Below are 18765 nucleotides of genomic sequence, written 5' to 3' on the forward strand. Positions count from 1 at the left end.
TTGTCAGGCCAGCGGCTCGTCTTCGCTGGCCTGTCCGTGCTGGGTCTTGTCCCAGAAAAACGGGTTGGTCGCCAATTCCCACAGCGCCTTGTAACCGGCAATCACGCCCAGCGGGAAATATAGAAACATCGTCGGAACCCAAGGCAAAAGAAACCGCCGCTCGCGTGCGGATACGGCGATCAGACCAACACCGATACTCAGCCCCTCTGCCATCAAAAACAGCCCGATCAGCGCGGTAGAGGTTGAATGCGGCACGATATTATCCATCGGATTGGCCAGCCCCAGGCTTGACAGCCAGAATACCCAGAGAACGGGCGCCAGCAGAAATTGCCCAAACGTGCCCAGAAAGAACGCCTGAAGGCCCAGAAATCTGGCACCTCCAAGGTCACGCCACAGCTTTTGCGGGCTGCGCATATGCACCAGATACGTGACCATGAACCCCTTGAGCCAGCGCGAACGCTGTTTGACCCAGGGCCACGCCCGGAAATTCGCCTCTTCATATGTTGTGGTATCCACCATTTCGGTCCGGTACCCGGCCCGGCACAGCCTTACACCCAGATCAGCATCCTCGGTGACGTTATGGGCATCCCAGCCGCCCAGTTCCAACAGCTTGTCGCGACGGAAAAAGAACGTGGTGCCCCCAAGTGGAACCACCAGCCCCATGCGGGCGATCCCCGGCAGGATCACGCGGAACCAGCTGTTGTATTCGATGGTAAAGCAGCGTGACCGCCAGTTGGTGCGCGGGTTGTAGTAATCCAGAACTCCTTGCAGGCACACCACATCCGGCGCGGCCTGGGTGAAATGCGCCACCACGCGCTCGATCTGATCCGGTTGTGGAGCGTCCTCTGCGTCCCATACGCCGACGAAGTCGCCCCGGCAGAAATCCAGCGCGTAATTCATGGCGCGCGGCTTGGTGGTCAGTCCGTTCAGGTCAGGCACCTCGACGATGCGCATCCAGCTGGGCAGGCTCACCTGCGCAAGGGCATTGCGCGTCACGTCATCCTTTTCCTCAAGCACAAGGATGAGATCCAGCAACGCCTTGGGATAGGTCAGCCGCTGTAGTCTCTGTACCAGAGCGTTCGCGATCTCGCGCTCCTTGTACAATGGCACCATGATCGATACGCAGGGTTGCCGCAATGTGATGGCAGCTTCGGTGTGGTCCGGCTGCGTTCTCAGGCGATGCCAAAGGTAAGCCAGCGTGCCAGCCATCCGAAAGGCTGCAAAAAGCACCAAAGTTCCCACAGCTATGCCCAGCACCGCCAGCAGGCCAAACGCCGGGAACATGGCAAACAGCCCCAGCACACACAACAGGGCCACCGAAGGCCCCACGCGCGACCTAAGGGTCCAGTTGCGGCAGCTTTGCGCGGGATCAACCCGCGTTTCCGCCGATCTGGCCAAAGACCCCGAGAATTGCCGCGCAATCGTCCGATCGATCTGATCGGATGCCGCCAGCACCGGGATCACGGCATAATCGCATTCCCGCATCCCGGCGGTCACGGTTGCGAACCGGTCGGGCCGGGCGGTGGCCACCAGAACAAGGGGGCCAATCCGCATCCAGGGGATGACATTGTGTTGCAGCCAGAAGTCGACCGGCATCAGCCCGCTCAGTTCCGGCATCGGCGGGATCTGTTCAAGATCCGCAATCTGCCAGCCGGATTGCGCGGACAGCGCGCTCAACACGTCCTGCCGGGTGGCATAGCCTTCGCCGACCAGTATCTCTCCCAGCGGAGCGTTCTGTCTGGTTTGCTGGCTCAGCGCATGGTCCAGCTGGGATCGGGTGATGGCTCCGGTTTCCAGCAGGCAGGTGCCCAGTGGTTTCCGATACCCGGGCGCAGGGATCGGTGCGGCGGACGTGAAATCCAGAAGATCAAGCTCAGCCATAACAAAACCCTGGCGCAGTTACCTGCGCTCAGGGTTGTTCGATCAAGGTTAACGCCCGGTTAACACTGCACAGACAAGCAGTTATGCCTGTATTTTCTTCTTTTCCATCGCCTCGGCGAAGCGCTCGAACAGATAGAAACTGTCCTGCGGTCCGGGCGATGCCTCGGGGTGGTACTGCACCGAATAGACCGGCCGGTCAGCCATGCGGATACCGCAGTTCGAGCCGTCAAACAGCGACCGGTGAGTTTCCACGACGCCATCGGGCAGGGATTGCGCATCGACGGCAAAACCGTGGTTCATCGAGGTGATCTCGACCCTGCCGGTGTCCAGATCCTTGACCGGGTGGTTCGCGCCATGGTGGCCGTGGTTCATCTTGACCGTCTGACCACCCAGCGCCAGCGCCAGCATCTGGTGTCCAAGGCAGATGCCGAACACAGGCAGGTCTGTCGTCTCCAGAATCTCTTTGATCATTGGAACAGCGTATTCGCCTGTTGCTGCCGGATCGCCGGGACCGTTCGACAGGAACACACCGTCAGGCTGATGTGCCAGCACGTCGGCTGCGGTCGCAGTCGCGGGCAGAACGGTAACGTCACATCCAGCAGATGCGAGGCAGCGCAGGATGTTGCGCTTGGCGCCATAGTCAACGGCAACGACCTTGTGGGCAGGGGCCTTCTGACGTTGGTACCCATCCGGCCAGGCCCACCGCATCTCATCCCAGCGATAGCTTTGGGCGCAGGTGACATCCTTGGCCAGGTCCATGCCTTCCAGCCCTGCAAAACCACGCGCGGCGGCGACCAGCGCCTCGATGTCAAAATTTCCCTCGGGATCATGGGCCAGCGCCACATGCGGCGCGCCCTGCTGGCGGATGGCACGGGTCAGGCGGCGGGTATCGACACCCCCGATGGCGATGCGCCCCCGACGCGCCAGCCAGCCCTTGAGCTCCTCGGCCGAGCGCCAGTTTGATGGCTCGGTCGGATCCCATTTCACGACCATGCCCGCCGCGACCGGATCACCGGTTTCGTCATCTTCCGGGTTCACGCCGACATTGCCGATATGAGGGAATGTAAAGGTCACGATCTGCCCGGCATAAGACGGGTCGGTCATGATCTCCTGATATCCGGTCATCGCCGTGTTAAAGCACAGCTCGGCCACGGTTTGCCCGGTCGCGCCGAAGCCTGCGCCGTAAAACAGGGTTCCATCGGCCAAAGCCAGACATGCGGTGGGCTTGGACGGGGCATTCGGGGCCATGGCGCGACTCTCCTGTAGGGTAAATCGGCGCATACCTAAGGGGGTTGCGCGTCTGGGTCAAGTCTGTTCAATTTTTGGGCTATTGTTGCTTTTCAATGGGTTAGCTGTATTCACCCCCGGTTGTGTCAGGCTTTTTGTTTCGATATGGTCGGGGTTCCGTTGTCATGGGGATGGACAAACCAAATGGACATGCGATCACGGGTGAATGCCGCCCTGAAGCAAGCAATGAAAGACAAAGCAGCCGAGCGTCTGTCGACGCTGCGGTTGATCAACGCCGCCATCAAAGACCGCGATATCGCGGCACGTGCGTCCGACAATGAAGAAGCAAAGGGATGCAGCGACGCAGAGGTTCTTGAAATCCTTGGTAAAATGACCAAGCAGCGCAAGGAAAGCGCCCGCGCTTACGAAGAGGGCGGTCGCCTGGATCTGGCCGAACGCGAGATTCGCGAAGTTGAGGTGATCGAGGAATTTCTGCCCAAACAGTTGGACGACGACGAGGTCAGCAAGGCCATTCAAACCGCCATCACGGCAACCGGCGCGGGTTCGATCCGCGATATGGGCAAGGTGATGGGCGAGTTGAAGACGCGCTACACTGGCCGGATGGATTTCGGCAAGGTCGGTCCGATGGTCAAGGATCACCTGTGCGCAGCATCAAACGGCGACTGCTGAGGCACTGGGCCCCGTGAATTGCTACTGCGCGACTGGCTCGCGCAGTCTTAGGACCAGCTCGTCATAAAGCGTGATCCGCTCATCTTCGGACAGAAACGCCCCGATTTCGACCTCGCGCCCGTCTCCGACAAGGGTGACATAATGCGGAACCGGGCCACCTTTCTCGTGCATCGTCGGTCGCGCCCAATAGCGGTTGCAAGACCATTCGTGCTGCTCTTTGCCGGGGGTGTGGTGCACCAGCCGCGCATGCGTGCCCGACAGGGTCAGAACCTCGAAAACACTGCGGGCGCGGTAGTTGGTCTTGATGGCCAGCCAAAGCCCCAGCACAGTGATCAGCAGAAACGGCAGCAGCCCCCACAGGATTACGGAACCAAGCGTGGCCAGCAATGGGATCAGGCCAAACAGGAACACCGACAATATCGTGATCATCGCCCCCCGCGGCGGCAGCGAGTTATGCGGCCAAAGCCGCAGTTCCTGTTCGGTTTCCGAGGTCTGATTCCACGTATAGGGCATACCGCGAACATAGCGCAGCGCGGCCTCCTGTCGACGGGTTTTGATCAGACGACGTGGCCGACCCGAGACCAGGACAGGGCGTCATCCAGACGATCGTCACCCCAGAATACCTCCTGCCGGACAACAAAGCTGGGGGCGCCGAAAACACCCAGTTTGACGGCGGTTTCGGTTTCCGCCTCAAGGGCTGCGACAATGTCGTCGCCTTGCGCGCGCGCCAGGGTCAGTCGGGGGTCCTGCTGACACCGCAAAAGCGCCTCGGACAGCGCACTTTCGCGACCGGCTTCCACCCCTTCCTCGAACCAGATGCGATAGAGCGTTTGGGTGAACGTCACGCCCCAGCCATCCTTCATCCCAAGCACCGCAACCTGATTGGCCAGTGGCAGATTGGAAATCGGATAGGGTGCGGGCAGGTTGGCGTGGATGTGGTACTTGGCACAGCGGCGTTCGATGTCGCGCCACATATAAGCCGATTTCACAGGCTTTCCGGCAAAAGGGATGTTCTGCTGGGCCGACATCACCGTGCGCACATTGAACGGGCGCCAGTTCACCGTGGCGTCGTGCTGGGCACACCATTCGTCCAGACGCATCACGGTAAGGAAGCTGTACGTGCTGCCAATGGAATACCAAAAGTCGATCTCGGGCATTGCCGACCCTCCGACTGTTCCGTCCGCACATCATAGCCGATTTCGGGGCAGTTGGCGAACGCGGGGTGAGGGCAAAGAAAAACCCCGCCACCTGGGCGGGGTTTTCTTGGTTCAGATCGGGATCAGTGCGCGTGGCCCTTGTCCCAGTCTTCCTGCTTGGGCAGCTGCTCGAACGTGTGCTCGGGCGGTGGGGTGGGCAGGGTCCATTCCAGCGTATCGGCATACTCGTTCCAGTAGTTGGGCCGTGTCTCGCGTGCGCCACGCAGCAGGGCGTAGATCACGATGCCGAAGAACAGCAGGAACGAGGCGAACGAGATGAACGCGCCGATCGACGAAACATAGTTCCACTGCGCGAACGCTTCGGGATAGTCGATGTAGCGGCGCGGCATGCCCTGACGACCCAGGAAGTGCTGCGGGAAGAAGGTCAGGTTGGCGCCGATGAAGAACATCCAGAAGTGAACCTTGCCCCAGAACTCGGAATATTGGCGACCGGTCATTTTCGCGAAGTAGAAATACATCCCCGCAAAGATCGCAAAGACGGCACCCAAGCTCATCACATAGTGGAAATGCGCAACCACATAGTAGGTGTCGTGATAGGCACGGTCCACGCCAGCCTGCGACAGCACCACACCGGTCACACCGCCAACGGTGAACAGGAACAGGAAGCCAAAGGCAAACAGCATCGGTGTCTTGAACTCGATGGAACCGCCCCACATGGTCGCGATCCACGAGAAGACCTTAACGCCCGTCGGAACCGCGATGACCATCGTGGCCAGCATGAAATAGGCCTGCTGACGCAGCGACATGCCAACGGTGTACATGTGGTGCGCCCACACGACAAAGCCCAGCACACCGATTGCGATAATCGCCCAGACCATCGGCAGATAGCCAAAGATCGGCTTGCGCGAGAAGGTCGCGATGACATGGCTGATGATGCCGAAACCGGGCAGGATCACGATATACACTTCCGGGTGGCCAAAGAACCACAGGATGTGCTGATACAGGATCGGATCGCCGCCACCGGCCGGATCAAAGAAGGTAAAACCAAAGTTGCGGTCCATCAGCAACATGGTGATTGCGCCCGCCAGAACCGGCAGCGACAGCAGAATCAGCCACGAGGTGACGAAGATCGACCAGCTGAACAGCGGCACCTTGAACAGGGTCATGCCGGGGGCACGCATGTTCAGGAAGGTGGTGATCATGTTGATCGCGCCGAGGATCGAGGAGGCGCCCGATACGTGTACGGCAAAGATCGCAAGGTCCATGGACATGCCGCCCTCGGTCGTGGACAGCGGCGGGTACAGAACCCAGCCCACGCCCGAACCCATCTGATCGTTACCACCCGGGCTCAGCAGCGAGGCCACACCCAGCGAGGTACCGGCAACATAAAGCCAGAAGGACAGGTTGTTCATCCGCGGGAACGCCATATCCGGCGCGCCGATCTGCAACGGCATGAAATAGTTGCCAAATCCGCCGAACAGGGCAGGGATGACAACAAAGAACATCATCAGAACACCGTGATAGGTGATCATCACGTTCCACAGATGCCCGTTGGGCGTACACGGGTCGGCCATGAAGCCTTCCAGGCACATGTACTGAACACCGGGGTGCATCAGTTCAAGCCGCATGTAAACGGTCATCAGAACCGAGATCAGACCGGCCAGAGCCGAAACGATCAGGTACAGAATCCCGATGTCCTTGTGGTTGGTCGACATGAACCAGCGCTGGAAAAAGCTGCGCTGGTCTTCATGGTCGTGACCATGAATGGCTGCGTCTGCCATTATAGGTGCCTCCTGTTGCAACTACACCGCGCAGCCGGACCTCTCCAACGCGCGGGATTCCTGCTGGTTTTAGAATGCGTAGGGGCGACCTTCAATGGCCGAGTTTGATCTGGATCAAGATAAATGGCCGCACCCCCCTTGAAAACGGGTGTTCGAGAAGCCGGGATCTGAGCGTTCGGGGGGGGCTGGTGATACAGCGGGCCTAGCGCCTGTGTTCAGGTCGCCCGCAATGGGTCCGTCTCTCAAAGCTGACCGGAAAGGCGTGAACCTTTGCCTCTGGCCAATCACCCGAACCGAGGACAGGGAAGGGGGGAGCGCCGAGACCTTCTAAGACATTCGTGCTTGCGCAGCGAACTACCTGTGGCCCACCCCGCCCTTGTCGCGCACCTTGAGGCGCATCGAGTTAGCCTGCCATCTAATAGGCTCACACAGCGTTCGGAACACCTTGAAGAAATGCTGATCACTCGATCTCGTTTTTGAATATCCTGCCGTCCTTCATGATCAGGTCGAAGTTTGCATCGGGGTCCGCGACCAGATCGATATCGTCCATAGGATTGCCATCGACGAGGATCAGATCAGCATAAGCGCCTTCCCGGATCACACCAAGCGGGCCTTCCTGGTACGGGTGGCGCGGTCCGGCGAGTTCTATCAATTCAGCATTTGTCGAGGTCGCCATTTTCAGAACCTCGTATGGCGTGTACCAAGTCTTCATCTTCGCCAGGAATTTGCCTTGTTTTTTCGCAAGCTCCGCATCGAAAAGCATATCTGTGCCGAATGCGACCTTCACGCCGATCTCTTTGGCCATATCGATTGAGGTCGTGGTGCCATCAGTAACCTCCACCCATTTCGCTGTGCTAACTGGGTCGCTGAATGAGAAAGCGTCCTCGTCGTCAAGCAATGGCTGGACAGACAACCAGACGCCGTTGTCCTTCATCATCTGTAGGGTTTCCCTGCTGAGCAAATTGCCGTGCTCAATGGTTTTGACCCCGGCTTCAATCGCCATTTGGGCAGCTGCATCGGTAAAGATATGCGAGGCGACGTAGGTATTGTAACTTTCTGCAACCGCGACGAATGCCTTCAACTCTTCGAGCGTGTATTGGCTCATGTCGAGCGGGTCATAGACCGACGAAACACCGCCACCGCCAGAAATCTTGATTTGCGAAGCGCCCATGCGCATGACTTCGCGGGCGCGCAGTGTGACGTCGTCAACCCCGTCCGCGATCAGCATCAGCCCCACACGGTTCCAATACCAAAGCGAGTCACCCGGGTTTGAAGGCGCGTCCTGGTAGGCACCGTAGTCAAAATGACCGCCCGTCTGGCTAATCGGAGGGCCAGAAGGCACGATTCGTGGGCCGGGAATTTCGCCCGCATCGATCATCTTCTTTGTCGCGAAGGGATTGCCGCCGACGTCTCGCACCGTCGTGAATCCGCGCATCAGCGTGTCTTCCGATCCCATGGCACCCCGGATTGCGATCTCGAGTATATCTCCGGAAATCACGGTGGTTTGAGCCGCGCAACAATATGAAGTGTGCCAGTGGACGTCGATGAGCCCCGGTATCATCGTGCGCCCGCCACCATCGATGACTGTCCCGCCCGCTACAGCGAGAGGTTCCGTGGTAACCGCAGTAATCAAGTTGTTGGTTACGACGACATTCGCACCTTCCAGTAGTTGTTCGCTTTCGCCGTCAAACACGTTCACGTTGGTGAACAGGATGGATGATCCATCCTGAGACATTGCCGGTGACCAGGCCAAGGCTAACGACAGCACGGTTATTGGAATACGGAAGAGAGCCGGCATTTACGAAATCCTTCTGAAGTCTGAACGGTCTGAAGATGCTCTTTCACGCTATACCTGTATATAACTCTGATCAACTTCACGTTCCGACCGTCGGAAATCCCAAGAGCCGCTCTGACAACGTTAAAAGGCGTCGGCGCGGCCTAGTTGACGAACGTCAGCTTCGTCCATCTGGCGGACCTTTGACTCGACCTGGATGAATTTCTCAAAAACTTAACCAGTTTACGTCCGATTAAGAGTTGCGAAATCTGTACTCTGCTGCCTAGGCAGGCATCACCTGTCGGGAACGCGCCGCATCTGTCTCTGAGGATGTGATCTCATGCCAAATCCAAGTGTACAAAACGTACAACGCCCTCTGAAAACCCGGTACATTTTGTACATTTCACGGCTCAATCCCCCGGCTTGACCCGGCGGGGCGGGTGGACCACAACTCGGGCAAAAGCCCCTCAAGGAACGGATGGCAACCATGGATTATGATCCCGACAACATCTTCGCCAAAATTCTGCGCGGCGAGATACCTTCGTCAAAAGTTTACGAAGACGCCGACACACTGGCCTTTATGGACATCATGCCTCGTGCCGATGGGCATTTGCTGGTGATCCCCAAAACGCCCTGCCGCAATGTGCTGGATGCCACGCCCGACCAACTGGCGGCGGTTATGAACACCGTTCAAAAGATGGCTCGTGCAGTGATGAAAGCCTTCGAGGCGGACGGTGTAACCATTCAGCAATTCAACGAAACCGCAGGCGGGCAGGAGGTTTTCCATCTCCACTTTCACGTCCTGCCGCGTCATGACGGAGTGTCGATGCGCCCACCTGGTAAAATGGGTGATTTCGACCTGATTGCCGAACATGCGGAGAAGATAAAAATCGCTTTTTAGTCAATATCTTACGGTCTTTTTGTGAGGTGATAGTTCGGACAATTACCCACACTCGCCCGCGCATATCGCCGTGACCGGAGACAAGAACACCCGAAACCCTTCCTTGGGACCGACCAAGTGACTCCATAGCTGGACTACGCAGAAATCGCCTGCTCCCTTGCAACGCGAATTGGCCATAAGATTAAGCGGGAAGGGGGAAATGAATTGCCGTTCCGATTTGGGGTCGGAACGGCAGACTCGTAACCAAACACTTCTCGGATTTCGAGGGCGAGCCCTTGATCACCGGTTTAACATACCACTCACTCTTGATTGGCAGTTTCATATTACTCGTTAACAACTCCGGTGTATCCCAGAGAATTAAAATTTGCCTAAAGAATACCGTAAAACTGGATCGTTCTTGGTAAATTGCGACGTGTTTCGGAAACAGAGCCTTCCGCCCATCCATATTGTTGTATCGGGGAGCGACAGAATCTGATTCGACGACTGCTGAACCCCAGACAGAATCAGGTTTCCGAAGCGCCAAAAACCTCCTCAAAGGTTGTCTTCAAGGCCGCATCAAGATCATCCATGGTGACCGGAAGACCCAAATCCACCAACGAGGTCACGCCGTATTCGCTGATCCCGCAGGGAACAATGCCCGAAAAATGCTCCAGGTCCGGTTCGACATTGACCGAAATGCCATGAAAACTAACCCATTTTCGCAAACGTAAGCCAATTGCCGCGATCTTGTCCTCTGCCGGTTTGCCGGTCACCGTCAGCGGTTTGTCGTCGCGCCGCACCCAGACACCAACGCGCCCGTCGCGTATTTCGCCGTGCACGTTGAATTCGGCCAGTGCTGATATCACCCAGTTTTCCAGCTGCTTCACAAATTGGCGCACGTCGCGCCCGCGCTTGTTCAGGTCCAGCATGACATAGGCCACACGCTGACCGGGCCCGTGATAGGTGTACTCGCCGCCGCGTTTGCTTGCATAAACCGGAAAGCGGTCAGGATCGGTCAGGTCTTCGATCTTTGCCGACGTGCCTGCCGTATAAAGTGGCGGGTGTTCCAGCAACCAGATGCACTCCGCCGCGTCACCGCGCGCAATCCCGGCGACGCGCGCCTCCATAAAGGCGGTGGCGTCGTCATAACTGGTCAGACCATCGGTGATTTTCCATTCCATGGCGGCCTCATATCCGCCCAAAGCGGGCAGGGGAAGAGAGGTCAGGCCGCTTCGGCCAAACACTGTTGCAGCACCCGAGAATAGGTATCGACCCCTTGTGCGCCCGTCAGCAGGTATTTTCCGCCAAATACCATGGACGGCACACCAGAGATCCCCCGGCTGGTCCAGAACTGCTGTTTCTCTCGCACCAAAGCGATATGCTCCCCGGTCTCAAGCACCTGCCGCGCAGTATCAGGGTTCAGCCCGGCAGAAGTAACAGCCTGCAAAAGAACCTCAATGTCGGAAACGTCCTGTTGCCGGGTGAAATACGCGTCGAAAAGCGCAAGTTTCAATTGATGTTGCAGGCCTTGACCTTCGGCCCAATCCAGCAACTGATGCGCCTTGAATGTATTCACGATCCGGCTGTCTTCATCAAAGTTGAAGGTGAACCCCAGTTCCGCCCCGATCGCCGTTAGCCTGTCGCGTGCCTGCTGGCTTTGTTCAGGGGTCGAGCCATATTTCTCAGTGATGTGTTCCCGCAGGTTCTGCCCTTCAGGCGGCATGTTCGGGTTCAATTCGAACGGGTGCCAGCGAAGTTGGGTTTGGATGCCCTGCTGTTTCAAAGCCGCATCAAGCTGGCGAAACCCTACTATGCACCACGGGCACACGACGTCTGACACGATATCGACTTGGATGATTGGGCGGGTGTCGGGCGAGGTCATCTGCGGCTCCTGTCAGATCGAAACTGTGTTGTTTACCGGCTTAGATAAGGCTGCCGCGTGGGATTTTAAACCAGCGTGTTTTTGCCTCTTCACATCGCGCGCGCCAACGTCTATACGCCGCTCTACCAAGTCACTGGCAGTGCGGTCGTGGCGGAATTGGTAGACGCGCAGCGTTGAGGTCGCTGTGGGGTAACACCCGTGGAAGTTCGAGTCTTCTCGACCGCACCAAATCTTTTCGCATCCTGTGAAGCGCGATCAGCTTTCGCGAAGCTGACTTTGCCGTTCTAGTCTGTTCTCTTGCATTGCAAATCCGTGGCCCGTAACTAAGCCAGGTGTCGGGAAGCGCGCGATACCTCTGCAATGATGCGATTTTTCCCTTCGTCCTGAGTTTGCGAGCCAAGGTTGCGGGTAGGTGCGATGAGACTTGTCATATCAACGATGAAAGATGAGGGGCCGTTCATCCTTGAATGGATCGCGTATTACCTTTCGATCGGGTTTACGCATTTCATCGTTAACTCGAATGACTGCTCCGACGGCACTGACGCAATTTTGAAAAGATGCGAGGAACTGGGTTTTCTGGTGCATATCGACAACCCCGGTCCCTGGAAGCATGGGCCGCAGGCGTCGGCCTATGCGAACGCTATGGAACATCCCTGGTACGCTGAGGCCGAGTGGATTCTGGTTTGTGATGTCGACGAATTTCTCGATATCCGTGTTGGGGACGGCACGCTGGACGATCTGTTTCGTACCTTTCCACATGCAGATGGCTTTGCCGCGATATGGCAGATGTTCGGGCACAATGGGATTGTCGAGTTTGAAGACAAGTTTGTGATCGAACAATTCACATCTGCAGCAGAGTTGGGGGTGGTTACGCCGCAGAATGTGCGTGCCTTCAAATCGCTTGTCAGAAACAACGGGTCTTATCGGGCAATCAACACACACCGTCCACGTGGCCCAATCGCCGGCAAGGCTGAAAGCTTTGCATGGATCGATGGTGACGGAGATCCCTTGCCACCTGCAATGCGGCGAAACGGTTGGTCTCATTCCACGACTGGCGCGGCCTTTGGGCAGCAGTTTTTCAGGATGAACCACTATGCCGTCCGGTCCATTGAGAGTTATCTGATGAAGCGGCTGCGGGGGGATGTAAACACAACCGCGTTTCATCCCAAGATGGAGGCAACGGGACAAGCCTATTGGCACATGCATTGCTTCAACAAGGTTGAAGAATTATCGGTCCTTTCCAAATTGGACCGCCTTGGAAAATCGTATGATGAACTACGTGCGGATCGTGTTCTGGGAGATTTGCACGAAAAAGCTGTTGCTTATCACAAGCGCCGTATCTCGGAGATACGTGAAACAGAGGCCGCGCAGGGATTCATAACTCGGTACAAGAATTTTGCCGGGGGACGATATATCAAGGCGCTGGATCTGGGCGTGATGGAAGAAGGCGATCTTTCCTTTGATGCCGAGACCTACAAAGACCCCGAAGTTTCTTTCGCGCAAGTTGCGAAATGGACGCGCTTGGGCAAGATGTCCAAACCTGAAAACTCAAAACCCAATAACTACCCTTGGTTTACCCGGCTGGATTCCCTGGGAACGGCCATGGAGTACGAAGAAGCGGCGGCGCGGCATGCATTAATCACTGATGCAAAACAGGTGGACTTGCCGTTCGATCCGAAGGACCCATCTTTCCTGCCGCCACTGTCTCCGGAGGTTGAAAGAACGAAAGAACAGCGACAGCGATTCTTGCGGTCAATCAGCGGCAAGAAGAACTGGGTTTTGATCGGGCATGTCGAAACCGAAATTGTAGAAGAAATACTCGCATTGGATGCAGTTGCTCAATTGACGATCATCGGGCCATGGGGGCTGTCGTGGGATACATTCGCCTGCAAGGATACGACGCAAGACAGTAATCTACAGGCCCTGGATCGCACGTTCTATGCATTGCTGGAGTACTTCCGCGAACCGATCATTGCGGGGCGTCTGAGGGTCTACCGGGCGCTGCCGCCTTTGATGCTGAAGCTGTTTCAGGATCAAAGTGTGGGCGTCGTGATCATACGCGGGGTTCGGGCTGAGCGTGTCATGTTGCAGCTGTTGAACCGGATCGACAGGGTTCTGGCTCCGGGCGGAAGTATCGCTTTTACATCCTACAGGCGGGGCAAAGGGTCTTATTCCGGAATGTCTTCGGCTATTAACCGTTTTCTTGCGAGTAAAGCGAGTGACTATCGGATTACAAGCCTCGAGCCTCCGTGGCTTGGTATCGACAAGTTGCCACCACTTTCCAAAAACGACACATAGCTTCTGGTTCTTGAAGCAACGACATGTTAGCCATTGCCCAATAAACAAAACGGGTTTCGTGTGAATTCAATACCCGTCTGCAAGTGAGGTCGAGATGTCAAACGAACCCAGAGTGATCGGTGCTGTTCCCGGCAGCCAGAATAAACCGAACGCAGACAAGGCAACCAAGCGCAAGAATACAAAAGACGCGATCCGTCGTACGTTCCTGACGCGCCTTCCCAAGGGTGGCGTGGCTGTTGAGATCGGTGTCTGGCAGGGCGAGTTTTCTCCGACAATCCTCAAATTGCTTGAACCCAGTCAGTTGTTTCTGATCGATCCCTGGAAACATATTGGCGAGGAATCGCATACAACGGCGTTTGTCGGCCGGACCGAAGACGAAAAGATGGAAGCCATCTTCCAGAAGGTCGTCGCGTCCTTCGAAAAAGAGATCGAAGAAGGCAAGGTTGGCATCATTCGCGATTTCTCGGTGCCGGCATTAAAGCTCTTTGACGATGAGAGCATTTCATTTGCCTATGTCGATGGGGATCATTCTTACGAAGGAGTAACTGCGGACCTGGAGGCGTTGTTTCCCAAGATCAAAGCGGGTGGGATCATGGCGTTTGATGATTACCACCGTCGCGGTTGGTGGGGCGACGGGGTGATCCGGGCCGTCAACGAGTTTCTGGGCAAACACCCCCGTGAATTGCGTATCCGGGCAATTGCTGGTGCGCAGATCGCTATAGAAAAAATCACTCCGCAAGACGACAGCAAGAAACAGGGCGACTAAGCGTCTGGGGTGAATGGCAGTGACGAACAAGCCTGAAAAAATCCTCATCTCTGCAATGAAAAATGAGGGCCCATATATTCTGGAATGGGTGGCTCATCATAAAGTTTTGGGTTTCGACCGGATCATTGTTTACACCAACGATTGCACGGACGGTACGAACAGAATTCTGCGCCGTCTTGAGGCCCTGGGTCATGTTGAGTTTCACAGGAACCGCGTGGGAACAGGCGGGATTCACAGATCAGCTCTGAGGCAGGCCCGCCGTTTGCCCGTCGTGAAAGAAGCCAAGTGGGTCTATGTCTGCGATGCGGATGAGTTTCTGAATATTCATGTCGGAAACCATAAGGTGGACGACCTGATCGAGGCCACACCGGGTGTGGATGTCATTTCCATTCCATGGAAGATATTCTCGAACAGCGGTCGCCATGTGTTGCGCGACGCGCCAGTGACGCAGCAGTTTTTCGATGGTGAGTTGGAGTATGAGCAGGGCGGGGCGGGGCGCCGGTTCGTCAAATCGCTTTTCCGGCAGGGTGAAGTCTATCTCCGCTATGGTATGCACAACCCGCATCCCAAATCCGAGTTTGAGGCAGGTGTGTTCCGGTCTGTTCCCGGGGGGCACGCGAAAGAACCCGCACCTTTTGGGAATCATGTTGCACCGCCTTTTGGATTTGAGATTGCACAGATCAATCACTATGCGGTCCGCTCCACACAAGCCTATCTGGCAAAGCGCAGCCGTGGGCGAGCTAATCACTCGTCCCAGACGTTGGGAACGGAATACTGGGACCGTTGGAACAGGGGTGGGGCGGCGGATGAGACGATCCTCAGGTACAAGGACGAAGTTGACGCATTGATGGCGGAGTTTCAGTCCGACGAACGGCTTGCGCGGCTGCACCGAAAAGCATTCCTGTGGCACAAGGCGTTGATCGAAGACCTTCTCAAACAGCCAGAATACAACGCGCTTTACCAGACGCTTGTTAATAAGCCGGCTGTAGAATTTGTTGCTAAAGACCGCGGATTGCACGCGCGTCTTTCGGCAGACAAGCAACCGTCTTCCAGCGAAAAACAGCCTGAATCCTGAAAAACCCGCCTTCGGAGAAACTGCATATGGCCGCGGAAAATACTCTTCCCACAATCGGAATGCTCTGGTTGGAAGGTCCTCTCAGTTTTCTGGAACAGATGTGCCTTTTGTCTTTTGTCGCGAACGGACACAGGGTCGTGCTGTTCCACTATGACGAAGTCGAGAATGTACCCGAAGGTATCGAACTGGTTTCGGCGAACGAAATTCACGAACCGCAGCGGTTCATTATGAACAACCAGTTTAAAACACCGGTTCCGCAATCTGATATTTTCAGGCTGCAGCTGATGCAAAAAACCGATTTTCTCTGGTGCGATACGGATGTGATTTCTTTGAAACCGATCCCGAAAGCGGATCATATTTTCGGCTTCTTCAATCGCAATACGATCTGCAATGCGATCATGCGGTTGCCGTCCGACAGCCCCGCGCTGAAAGCGTATACGGAATACAGTCTTGATCCATTCCCGATCCGTCCTTGGGTAGAAGGTGAGGAACGCGAGAATCTGGAGCGCCAGAAAAAGGCCGGTGAGTTGCCTCATGCCTCGGATCAGGCACACAGTGTTTACGGACCCGGTGTCATGACGTGGTTTCTGCGACATCATGGCGAGATAGAACACGCCAGCCCACCCCCGGTGTTTTACCCGTTGCCGTTTCGGCAAACGGGGCAGGCGAACGACATTCCAGCGCGGGAGTTTCGAAAAAAGTACCTTACGGATCAGACGCAGGCCGTCCATCTTTGGGGCCGTCGGATGCGTTGGTGGATTGCCAAGGGTGTAAAACGTCATTCATTTCTGGATCGAAGGCTGCGCGGTTTGGGGATCAGTCCTGCCAATGCACCTTTGCCACGCAGAGGGCGGGGCGCGCCGCAGAAAATTGAGTTTCCCGACTCGCTTCCGGATTTGCGGATCAGCAAAGAGGAAATCAGTGAGGCCACCAACGGCGTGATGTCCGTAGCTCAGGTCGCAAATTCTGAGCAGTTCTTCAAATTTGCCCAGGTTGAATTGGATAAGATAAAAGACAAAGGGCTTTATGGGGTGAATGACAAACCCCAATCGGGTCATCAGCGAGGTTGGGATCACTATGCCAATGACGCATTGCGGTTGAATGCCATGTCTATGTCATTGTCGAGGTTTGCCAACAATCAGCGCTATTTGCCTGACTTGAGCAACCCCAAGACCGTGACTGAGAAGATGCTGGTCATGAAGCTGTTTGCCGAGATGCCCGAAGTGTCGGCGGCGGATAAGTTGACGGCGGAAAGTTATATCCCAGAACCAGCCAGGAACCTCGTTACACCGGTGAAGCGCTATTGGGTTTCATCGTCGCCTGAGTTGCCGGAAGACCTCGACCTCGAGCCCGGCAGCTATTGGCTCAAATGCAATAACGGGCAGGGGCAAAACCACAGGATCACCTGGCCCATGAACACAGAAGACCGCAACCTGGCCCAGGAAAAGCTTACCAATTGGAGCAATAAACCCATTCCCCACGGCTTCTGGGCGGCAGAATGGTGGTATTCCACGATCGAAACGCGCTATTTCCTTGAAGAGGATCTGGCGGCAGAAGGTCAGGACATCATCGACTGGAAATTCTGGGTTGTCGCCGGAAAGGTCCAGATTGTTCAGGTCGACCGGGACCGCTCTCGAGGGCATGTGCAGATGATCCACGACCGGGATTTCAACTTCATCCCGAAAGAGCTGTATTTCCAGACAAGCGATGACACCGAGCCCAAGCCAGAGGTGTTTGACGATATGGTCGCAATTGCCGAAGCCGTCGGGCAACGTGTCGAGTTTGCGCGGGTGGACCTTTATGTAATTGGCGACAAGATTTATCTGGGCGAAATCACGCTCTGCCCGTTTGGCGGAAAACGCAAGATGCGTACGCCCGAACTGGATGTGCAGATGGGTGAGGCCTGGGTCGGCACCCGTCTGTTCCCGAACTGATCCGGTTACTCGACGGCGATTTCCTGACGCAGCTTTCCTGTTGTCTTGTCATAGATCAGGACGCGGTTGTCGTCGGTCACGACCGCATACCAGTTGGATCCAATGGTCAGGGCCTGCGCTCGGGCACCATCGGGTAAGTCGATCTGATCCGGCAGGGTGGGGGTGCGGTCTGATAGGCGGATGACAATCAGGGCGAATGTCACTAGAACCCCGCCAATCATCACCGCGGTCAGCAGCATGACCATCCGCCGCAGCAATCGTAGCTGCGGGGTTTCCTGCGGTTCTTGGGGTTCGGAAGGGACAGTCATGGGCACCCGCCAGATTGAGTTTCAGATCGCGGCCGATCCGCCGCCTCGCCTTGATAAGGCGCTTTCGCGGGATGTGCCAGACGGTGAAAACCTGTCGCGCACGCGGTTGGCGCGCCTGATCGAGGATGGCGCGGTTCGGATCGACGGGACCCGGATTCAGGACCCAAAGGCCAAAGTGTCCGAAGGGGCGCAGGTCGCCATAACTGTAGCCGAGGCGGAAGACAGCCATATCGGTGCTGAAGACATCCCGCTTGAGGTTGTTTTCGAAGACGCAGACGTGATCGTCGTCAACAAGCCAGCAGGCATGGTCGTGCACCCCGCGCCGGGCTCGCCCGGGGGTACGATGGTCAACGCCTTGCTACACCATTGCGGTGACGCTTTGTCAGGTGTTGGGGGGGTGAAACGCCCCGGTATCGTTCACCGGATCGATAAGGAAACCAGCGGTCTTCTGGTGGTCGCTAAAACGGACGCCGCGCATCACGGGCTGGCCGAGCAATTCGCAGCACATAGCGTCGAGCGCTATTACCGTGCTGTGTGTTACGGGGTTCCGAATGCAAGTGATCCTCGTTTGCGCGGCGTCAAAGGTGTCAGCTTTGAGCCGGGCAACATCATGCGTGTGACGACCCAGCTTGCGCGGCACAAGACCGACCGTCAAAGGCAGGCGGTGTTGTTTCATGGCGGGCGCCACGCTGTGACACGCGCGCGGGTTGTTGAAACATTTGGTGCGCCTGCTGGTCTGGCTTTGATCGAATGCTGGCTCGAGACCGGGCGAACGCACCAGATCCGCGTTCATATGGCCCATGCCGGGCATGGGCTTGTCGGGGATCCGGTCTATGGTGGAAAGCGGAAACTGGCGACCAAGGCGTTTGTGCCTGCCGCCGCCGAATGCGTGTCCGGCTTTCCCCGGCAGGCGCTTCACGCCGCCGTATTGGGGTTCGAGCACCCGGTGACCGGCGAAAACCTGCGGTTTGAAGCCGAACTGCCGCAAGACATGGAGAACCTGATTGCCGCGCTTCGTGCACCGCTGACATAATAAGCAAAGTCCTGTGAGTAAGAGTTTCTTATCTTTCCTTCATGAAAGATTAATTTCAGACTGTTAGCAGCACCTCTTG

Annotated in this window: 16 protein-coding genes and 1 tRNA gene; 8 read left to right on the plus strand and 9 right to left on the minus strand. The window is 56.5% G+C overall.

From position 1 onward, the window contains the following. Positions 1-3: 3 nt before the first annotated feature. The gene (locus ACR0AD_RS02455) at positions 4-1881 is read right to left on the minus strand and encodes a glycosyltransferase (protein ID WP_480485976.1); all 1878 of its coding nucleotides are present in this window, start codon (positions 1879-1881) and stop codon (positions 4-6) included. Between the two features lie 81 nt (positions 1882-1962). After that, the gene (gene carA, locus ACR0AD_RS02460) at positions 1963-3129 is read right to left on the minus strand and encodes a glutamine-hydrolyzing carbamoyl-phosphate synthase small subunit (protein ID WP_480485974.1); all 1167 of its coding nucleotides are present in this window, start codon (positions 3127-3129) and stop codon (positions 1963-1965) included. A gap of 183 nt (positions 3130-3312) precedes the next feature. Between carA and ACR0AD_RS02465 the strand changes: the two genes are divergently transcribed. Beyond that, complete coding sequence (locus ACR0AD_RS02465) at positions 3313-3798, plus strand: GatB/YqeY domain-containing protein (RefSeq protein WP_267366166.1); 486 nt, start codon at positions 3313-3315, stop codon at positions 3796-3798. A gap of 21 nt (positions 3799-3819) precedes the next feature. Here ACR0AD_RS02465 and ACR0AD_RS02470 read toward each other — a convergent pair whose 3' ends face one another. The 4 genes from ACR0AD_RS02470 to ACR0AD_RS02485 form a co-directional block, all read right to left on the minus strand. Further along, positions 3820-4311, minus strand: a complete 492-nt coding sequence (locus ACR0AD_RS02470) for a DUF2244 domain-containing protein (protein WP_480485972.1) — start codon at positions 4309-4311, stop codon at positions 3820-3822. Positions 4312-4355: 44 nt separating this feature from the next. After that, on the minus strand, positions 4356-4955 hold the full coding sequence (locus tag ACR0AD_RS02475; RefSeq protein ID WP_480485970.1) for a DsbA family protein: 600 nt from the start codon (positions 4953-4955) through the stop codon (positions 4356-4358). A gap of 122 nt (positions 4956-5077) precedes the next feature. After that, positions 5078-6736, minus strand: coding sequence for a cytochrome c oxidase subunit I (ctaD, locus tag ACR0AD_RS02480; protein WP_267366169.1), 1659 nt, complete (start codon positions 6734-6736; stop codon positions 5078-5080). Positions 6737-7196: 460 nt separating this feature from the next. Continuing rightward, complete coding sequence (locus ACR0AD_RS02485; RefSeq protein WP_480545665.1) at positions 7197-8429, minus strand: metal-dependent hydrolase family protein; 1233 nt, start codon at positions 8427-8429, stop codon at positions 7197-7199. 568 nt (positions 8430-8997) lie between these two features. Here ACR0AD_RS02485 and ACR0AD_RS02490 point away from each other — a divergent pair. Further along, the gene (locus ACR0AD_RS02490; protein ID WP_480485968.1) at positions 8998-9411 is read left to right on the plus strand and encodes an HIT family protein; all 414 of its coding nucleotides are present in this window, start codon (positions 8998-9000) and stop codon (positions 9409-9411) included. A gap of 503 nt (positions 9412-9914) precedes the next feature. Here the strand turns inward: ACR0AD_RS02490 and lipB are convergent. Together lipB and ACR0AD_RS02500 are read right to left on the minus strand one after the other, a co-directional pair. Continuing rightward, the gene (lipB, locus tag ACR0AD_RS02495; protein ID WP_480485966.1) at positions 9915-10571 is read right to left on the minus strand and encodes a lipoyl(octanoyl) transferase LipB; all 657 of its coding nucleotides are present in this window, start codon (positions 10569-10571) and stop codon (positions 9915-9917) included. A 41-nt stretch (positions 10572-10612) separates the two neighbouring features. Beyond that, a complete protein-coding gene (locus tag ACR0AD_RS02500) occupies positions 10613-11272 on the minus strand; it encodes a DsbA family oxidoreductase (RefSeq protein WP_480485965.1) in 660 nt (219 codons plus the stop codon). Between the two features lie 141 nt (positions 11273-11413). Here ACR0AD_RS02500 and ACR0AD_RS02505 point away from each other — a divergent pair. From ACR0AD_RS02505 to ACR0AD_RS02525, 5 genes are all read left to right on the plus strand, one after another. After that, positions 11414-11500 (plus strand) — tRNA-Leu (locus ACR0AD_RS02505). Between the two features lie 189 nt (positions 11501-11689). Continuing rightward, positions 11690-13570 (plus strand): glycosyltransferase family 2 protein, encoded by a 1881-nt coding sequence (locus tag ACR0AD_RS02510; protein WP_480485963.1) that lies wholly within the window; start codon positions 11690-11692, stop codon positions 13568-13570. Between the two features lie 94 nt (positions 13571-13664). Next, positions 13665-14336 (plus strand): class I SAM-dependent methyltransferase, encoded by a 672-nt coding sequence (locus ACR0AD_RS02515; RefSeq protein WP_209595900.1) that lies wholly within the window; start codon positions 13665-13667, stop codon positions 14334-14336. A 19-nt stretch (positions 14337-14355) separates the two neighbouring features. Beyond that, positions 14356-15411, plus strand: a complete 1056-nt coding sequence (locus ACR0AD_RS02520; RefSeq protein WP_480485961.1) for a glycosyltransferase family 2 protein — start codon at positions 14356-14358, stop codon at positions 15409-15411. A 26-nt stretch (positions 15412-15437) separates the two neighbouring features. Beyond that, on the plus strand, positions 15438-17345 hold the full coding sequence (locus ACR0AD_RS02525) for an ATP-grasp fold amidoligase family protein (protein WP_480485959.1): 1908 nt from the start codon (positions 15438-15440) through the stop codon (positions 17343-17345). 5 nt (positions 17346-17350) lie between these two features. Here the strand turns inward: ACR0AD_RS02525 and ACR0AD_RS02530 are convergent, their stop codons facing one another. After that, positions 17351-17653, minus strand: a complete 303-nt coding sequence (locus ACR0AD_RS02530) for a DUF6476 family protein (protein ID WP_209504220.1) — start codon at positions 17651-17653, stop codon at positions 17351-17353. On the opposite strand from ACR0AD_RS02530, the gene ACR0AD_RS02535 reads away from it, so the two are divergent. Then, the gene (locus ACR0AD_RS02535) at positions 17652-18686 is read left to right on the plus strand and encodes an RluA family pseudouridine synthase (protein WP_480481383.1); all 1035 of its coding nucleotides are present in this window, start codon (positions 17652-17654) and stop codon (positions 18684-18686) included. The two genes, ACR0AD_RS02530 and ACR0AD_RS02535, sit on opposite strands and share 2 nt — an antisense overlap. Positions 18687-18765: the final 79 nt, after the last annotated feature.

It is taken from the genome of Ruegeria sp. BH8 (assembly GCF_056538065.1).

Bases quoted from the DNA above. Each gene is read 5' to 3' on its own strand.
- lipB (WP_480485966.1), bottom strand. From the start codon at position 10,571: ATGGAATGGAAAATCACCGATGGTCTGACCAGTTATGACGACGCCACC.
- ACR0AD_RS02455 (WP_480485976.1), bottom strand. From the start codon at position 1,881: ATGGCTGAGCTTGATCTTCTGGATTTCACGTCCGCCGCACCGATCCCT.
- ACR0AD_RS02525 (WP_480485959.1), top strand. From the start codon at position 15,438: ATGGCCGCGGAAAATACTCTTCCCACAATCGGAATGCTCTGGTTGGAA.
- ACR0AD_RS02490 (WP_480485968.1), top strand. From the start codon at position 8,998: ATGGATTATGATCCCGACAACATCTTCGCCAAAATTCTGCGCGGCGAG.
- ACR0AD_RS02475 (WP_480485970.1), bottom strand. From the start codon at position 4,955: ATGCCCGAGATCGACTTTTGGTATTCCATTGGCAGCACGTACAGCTTC.
- ACR0AD_RS02470 (WP_480485972.1), bottom strand. From the start codon at position 4,311: ATGCCCTATACGTGGAATCAGACCTCGGAAACCGAACAGGAACTGCGG.
- ACR0AD_RS02500 (WP_480485965.1), bottom strand. From the start codon at position 11,272: ATGACCTCGCCCGACACCCGCCCAATCATCCAAGTCGATATCGTGTCA.
- ACR0AD_RS02535 (WP_480481383.1), top strand. From the start codon at position 17,652: ATGGGCACCCGCCAGATTGAGTTTCAGATCGCGGCCGATCCGCCGCCT.
- ACR0AD_RS02530 (WP_209504220.1), bottom strand. From the start codon at position 17,653: ATGACTGTCCCTTCCGAACCCCAAGAACCGCAGGAAACCCCGCAGCTA.
- ACR0AD_RS02510 (WP_480485963.1), top strand. From the start codon at position 11,690: ATGAGACTTGTCATATCAACGATGAAAGATGAGGGGCCGTTCATCCTT.
- ACR0AD_RS02515 (WP_209595900.1), top strand. From the start codon at position 13,665: ATGTCAAACGAACCCAGAGTGATCGGTGCTGTTCCCGGCAGCCAGAAT.
- carA (WP_480485974.1), bottom strand. From the start codon at position 3,129: ATGGCCCCGAATGCCCCGTCCAAGCCCACCGCATGTCTGGCTTTGGCC.
- ACR0AD_RS02465 (WP_267366166.1), top strand. From the start codon at position 3,313: ATGGACATGCGATCACGGGTGAATGCCGCCCTGAAGCAAGCAATGAAA.
- ctaD (WP_267366169.1), bottom strand. From the start codon at position 6,736: ATGGCAGACGCAGCCATTCATGGTCACGACCATGAAGACCAGCGCAGC.